General features: G+C 66.6%; 2 protein-coding genes. Both read left to right on the top strand.

What is annotated here, in order from left to right; all coding sequences use genetic code 11:
• A partial coding sequence (locus AC1DY5_RS39405; protein ID WP_478119887.1) for an RNA-guided endonuclease InsQ/TnpB family protein occupies positions 1 to 1,011 on the top strand: 1,011 nt, incomplete at its 5' end.
• A gap of 163 nt (positions 1,012 to 1,174) precedes the next feature.
• Positions 1,175 to 5,733: strawberry notch C-terminal domain-containing protein (locus AC1DY5_RS39400; protein ID WP_478119886.1), on the top strand; the 4,559-nt coding region annotated here is incomplete at its 3' end.

Genomic DNA, 5,733 nt, shown 5'->3' with positions numbered 1-5,733 from the left:
GCGGCGTTCCAGACCTTCTTCGCGAACGTGAAGGCGGGGAAAAAACCCGGCTACCCSCGCTTCAWGAAGCGGGGGGAGGAGCCCGGCATTCGCTTCCCGGATCGCAATCAATTCAAACTGGACGCGCCCAATGGGCGCCTCCAGTTCCCGAAACTTGGATGGGTGCGCATGCGCATGAGCCGGGAGGTCTCTGGCGAGCTGCGCAATGCCAGCGTCGCCCGCGAGGGGGACCGCTGGTATGTGGCGATCCAGACGCGGCAGCCCGGCGTCTTGCCGGCGGCCGGCATCGCGCCGACGCTCGGCATCGACTTGGGCGTGACGAACTTCGCGGGCCTATCGGACGGGCGACTCATCGAGCCGCTTGCGGCGATGAAGGCGCAGCAGCGGCGCCTGCGGCGCTACCAGCGCAGCGTGAGCCGCAAGGTGAAGGGTTCGTGCAACAGGAAGAAGGCGGTCGTCAAGCTGCGCGCGCTGCACAAGCGCATCGCGCAGCAGCGCAACGACTGGCTGCACAAGCTCACCAACAGCTTGGCGGCCGAGCACCCCGTGATCGCGATCGAGGACCTGCGCGTGGCTGCGATGAGCGCCTCGGCGCGCGGCAGCACGCAGAAGCCGGGCAAGCAGGTGCGCCAGAAGGCCGGCCTCAATCGCGGCATCCTCGATGCCGCATGGGGCGAGCTCAGGCGCCAGCTCGAGTACAAGCTGGCCGCCGTGGGCGGACAGGTGCTACCCGTGAATCCGGCCTATACCAGCCGCACGTGCAGCGTCTGCAGGCACGAGGCGGCCGAAAACAGGAAGACGCAAAGCGTCTTCGCCTGCGTGGCATGCGGCCACACAGAACATGCGGACGTCAACGCCGCAAAGAACATTCTGGCCGCGGGGCACGCGGTCTGGGCTTCTCGAACGAAGCCCGCAGTCTGTGGAGGGGTGGTCAGACGCGCAGCGTCCGCAAGGACGATGCACGCAGCCCCTGAGAAGCAGGAACCCTCCGAAGAGGCAGGCCGTGCGTAACGCGCAGCACGCCTCAGCAGGAATCCTCGTCCTCGAAGCGCAAGCGAGTCCCCATGGGACAGGGCGGGGAGGATGTCAATCTTCCCTGAACAAGCCGCAACCCTGGGCCCCGGATTCCGGGCCGCTCAGAGGGTGCGCACTTTTTTCCTGAGAGTAGGGCGCGATGCCAAAGTGGATTGACCTCAACGATGCGTCTGGTGCGCGTCTGAAGATTGCAACGATCGAGGTGGGCGGCGATCCGCACCTGCACCTGTTCGTCACGGGCCTGTCCTACCTCAACCCTGCGTGGAACAAGTCGATCACTGAGCTCGGCTTCCATCCAGGCGGTGCACGCAAGTACCTCGTCCGACGCGTGAAGTCGGGCGAACGTCCGAAGCCCTCGGACTTCCGCTCCGTGTTCCCGAACGCAGCCGTGCGCGAGATGACGCCGGAGAGCTACATGCTCAATCTGCAGACCGCGCGCAAGCCCGACGAGCGCCCGGCCAGCAAGGAAGAGCGCGCCGCGGCGATCGACATCAACAACGCGATCCTCCTGGGCCGCAACTCGGACGGCGAGCGCGTTTTCGAAGCCGCCGGCTCGCGCTACGTGATCAAGGTCACGGGCCAGGGCACCGAGATCCGGGTGGACGAATCCGACGAGAGCCAGCCGCACGTGTTCCTGCGGCTCCCGATGGACGGCACCGAGGAGTTCCGCACCCTTTCGATGGTCCAGTGCGCCGACGGCTTCGTGCGCTCGATGGTGCTCGGGGAAGTCCAGCACAGCGAGGACATGGACCGCTTCCTGCAGGCTCTGCACGGTACTGCCAACGGCGAGCAGACCTCGACCTTCACGATCGACCAGCAGGACGAAGTGCACGCGGCGATCGAGACCGCTCTTCTGCGCTACCTGCGCGATGGATTCGAGGTGGCCCAGGACGCCTACGGCGAGTCGGCGCGCCTGACAGACATGCTGCCGCCGTTCCGTGGTCACCTGCGCGGTACCGGCACGATGCCGGCGCCGATCTCGGTGGCTAGCCAGCGCCTGCTGGGGGACACCGATGGGCTCACGGTCGTGGTGCCGAACGCCTTCGATGGCGCCAGCTTCGCCTTCCTGCCCGAGGGCACCAAGGTTCGCGCCTACCGCGGCACGAAGGACATGTCGGCGCTCTCGAGCGTCGTCAATTTGCGCGCCAGCACCGAATGGCAAGACGGCGAGTTCTCGCCTGGCCGTGAAGTCGGCGCGGATGCGATGTTCATCAATGCGGATCCGGTGCTCGGCGCCGATGGCCGCCGCTCGGACTACATGCTGGCGATCAACTCGCTGCGTTCGCTCAAGGAAGGCGGCCGTGCCGTCATCGTCCTGGCCGCCGATGCGGTGCCGGGCGAGCTGTCGGTAGCCTCGCGCAACTTCCTGCAGAGGGTCAACGAGCGCTACCAGATCCAGAGCGCGTTCGAGACCGCTCCGATCCTCTCGCGCAAGGCCGGCGTTCCCGAGAACAACCCTGGTCTGCGCATCCTCTCGGTGGTCAACCGTCGAGTGGACCTCCCGACCCCGATTACGAGCCTGCCGGTCATCTCGTCGTGGGACGACCTGAAGACCACCGTCGACGAGGCGATGGCCCGCGCCGAGGTCCTGGACGCCCAGGCTCAAGGCGTGGACGTCGAACGTGCGGCTCTCGAAGGCCGCGTGCAGCGCCCCTACATCGCGTTCTCGCGCGTGGGCGAAGCCCGCACGATGGTGCCTTCGAACATGCAGGCCCCGCTGCAGGCCACGATGACCCGCATCGAATCGCTCTACGGCCAAGTGGACGAACTCGTGACGCGCGAACTCGGCTGGGGCGAGAACGCGCTGGCCAAGCGTCTGTCGCCCGAGCAGGTCGACGGCATCTCCATGATGATCGTGCGCCAGCTCGAAGGCTACGCAAGCATCCTGGCCGACGAGACCGGCATCGGCAAGGGCCGCCAGCTCGCCGCGATGATGGCCTGGGCGCTGCGCCGCAACCAGCCCGTCTTCTTCGTCACTGACAAGGCGAACCTGTTCTCCGACCTGGCGCGCGACCTGAAGGCCATCGGCGAGTGGGACCGTGTCCGTCCGATGGTGATGAACACCGACGGCGAAATCACCTGGGAGCTGGGCCCCGGCGAACAACCGGTGGTGCTGGCCCAGGGCTTCGCTGCCGCGCGTACGAAGGCGATGCTCGATGGTGGCATGAAGCTCGAGGATGCCGGTCTCAACACCTGCTTCCTGACCTACTCGCAGATCGCCGGCGCCGAGAGCGACAAGGCCCAGTGGGTGAAGAACCAGCTCGGCAACGCGCTCATCATCTTCGACGAGGCCCACGTGGCGGCCGGTTCCGACAGTCAGATTGCCAGCCACATTTCCGAGATGGCCCGGCTCGCCAAGGGCGTGCAGTACGCGTCGGCGACCTGGAGCAAGACAGAAGACAACCTGCACATCTACCAGCGCGCGCTGCCGGACAGCGTGAACGTGGCCTCGCTGGCCGCAGCGATCAAGAAGGGTGGCGAGTCGTTCTCGGAAGTGCTCAGCTCGATGCTGGCTTCCGAAGGCGCGCTCATCCGCCGCGAACACGACCTCTCCAAGCTGGACGTGAGCGTCTACACGGTCGAGGAACGCCGCGCCCACAACGAGCGCGTGAGCGATGCGGTGGCCGAAGCGCTGGGCGCTGCGACCTACCTCGCCGGCGACATGTCGCAGATCTTCATGCGCGGCAACCGCGAGGCCGTCAGCGTGCTTCGCAAGGCCAAGAAGGCTCGCGCCGCCATGGTTGACCAGACGAACGCGGCTGCGCAGACTCCCGTCGCACGGGCGAGCATCATGAGCTCAAGCTTCGGCACGGGCTCGGTGCTGTACCAGGTGATGAAGGCCGTGCAGGGCGCGCTCAATGCTGACCAAGTCGCAGACCGCGCGATCGAGCACATCCGCGCCGGCCTGAAGCCGGTGATCGTGTCGGAAGCCACGAACGAGGCACTTACGCGCATGCTGATGGCCCAGGCGGACGCCCAGGCTCAGGCCGATGGCGCCGCACCTCGCACCGCCGGCGGCCTGCCATCGACGATCACGATGCCGACTATCCGAGACGCGGTTCGGGCTGTGCTGATGCCGCGCCTGACGACCTTCGTCCAGCGCGAGATCACGGAAGAGGACCTCCCCGACGAGCCGGAGGAGGAAGCTCCGGCCCTGTCGGACGCCAYCGCGCGCGCCGCCGCCCAATTGAACGCGGAGGGCGAGGAGGGCGATCAGCCCGTACCGAGCGCCGAAATGGTCGCCGCTCAGCGCGAGGCCCGGTTCCTGCGCAACCTGCAACCTCAGACCGACGGAGAAGCCGCCGCTGCCGACGACGCCGATGCCGTGAACCTGGACGAGGCGCTCGCCGCGGCCGCGCCGATGGCGGTCGAGGAGCCCGGTGAGCGCGGCAAGAAGGTCGTCTCTGCCCGCCGCACCGTCTCCATCCTGGATCTGCCTGGTATGACGGACGCCGATCGCCAGCACTTCCAGGAAGGGGTTGCGGAACTTGAGCGCCTGATCAACGCGATTCCCGAGCTGCCGGTGTCCGCCTTCGACGTGATCGAGCAGAAGCTGCGCGACGCGGGCATCACCGTGGGCGAGATCACGGGTCGCTCGTTCTCTCTGGAACGGATGCCCGCCCCGACCAAAACGCATGCGGACGGCGATTCCCCCGACCCCGGGCGGATGCTTGGCCTCCAGGCCACGGGTATCCCCAACTCGACCGTGCCGACCACCGACGGCATGGACGGAACCATGTGGAAGGTTGTGCCGCGCCTGCGCAGCAAGCGTGCAGTCAACGCCGTCAAGCGCGCATTCAACAACGGCGAGATCCAGACCCTGCTGATCAACCGCTCGGCCGCCACCGGTGCGTCGATGCATGCGTCGCCTCAGTTCCTCGATCGCTCGCGCCGCGTGTTGCTCGAGCACCAGATCCCGGAGAACGTGACCGACCGCATCCAGCTGATCGGCCGCGTGAACCGCTATGACCAGGTCACCTTCCCGCTGGTGGAGACTTGCACCACGGGCATCTACGGCGAGCTGCGCTACGTGATGATGCAGAACCGGAAGCTCGAGAAGATGAGCGCCAACGTCCGGTCGAGCCGCGAGAACGCGATGCTCATCAAGGACGTGCCCGATCTCTTCAACTCGATCGGCCTGGAGGCTGTCCGCAGCTACGTCCAGGACGAGCCGCTGGTCGCGAAGAAGCTGGCTCTGCCGGAGAACTTCCTGGAGATCCCGGGCGTCGCCGGTGTGAACATGTTCCTGATGCGCCTGCCGCTCCTGAAGGTGGCGGAACAGCGCCAGGTGTACGACCAGCTGTTCAATCGTTTTGACGAGAGCTTCAACCGCCACGAGCTCCTGGGCACGAACCCGCTCAAGACGCGCGAGTACGACTGGCGCGCGAAGGAGGAGTTCTCGGGCGTGTTCTTCGGCGACACGTCGGGCGAGCGCGAAAACATGGTCGAGGCCCTGACCAACGACGCCCTGACGACCACGGAGGCCGGCGCCGCGCCCGCCGAGACCGCAACCACCGAGACCGCTCCCGCGACGACTGCTCCCACGACCGTGGAGGTGAGTGATCTGGCCGCCGGCGGCCAGCAGGATGGAGCTGCGACCGAGCAGGACGACCTGCTCTCCGCCTTCGACCGCCCGGTCTACATCAAGAAGATCGCCTACAACGTCGACCTGAAGCCGATGTCCTGGACGGCCTGTGT

The sequence above is a fragment of the Variovorax sp. P4_D9 genome (assembly GCF_056401695.1).
The sequence above is the reverse complement of the archived record's forward strand: the minus strand, read 5'-3'. Positions and strand labels throughout refer to the sequence as shown.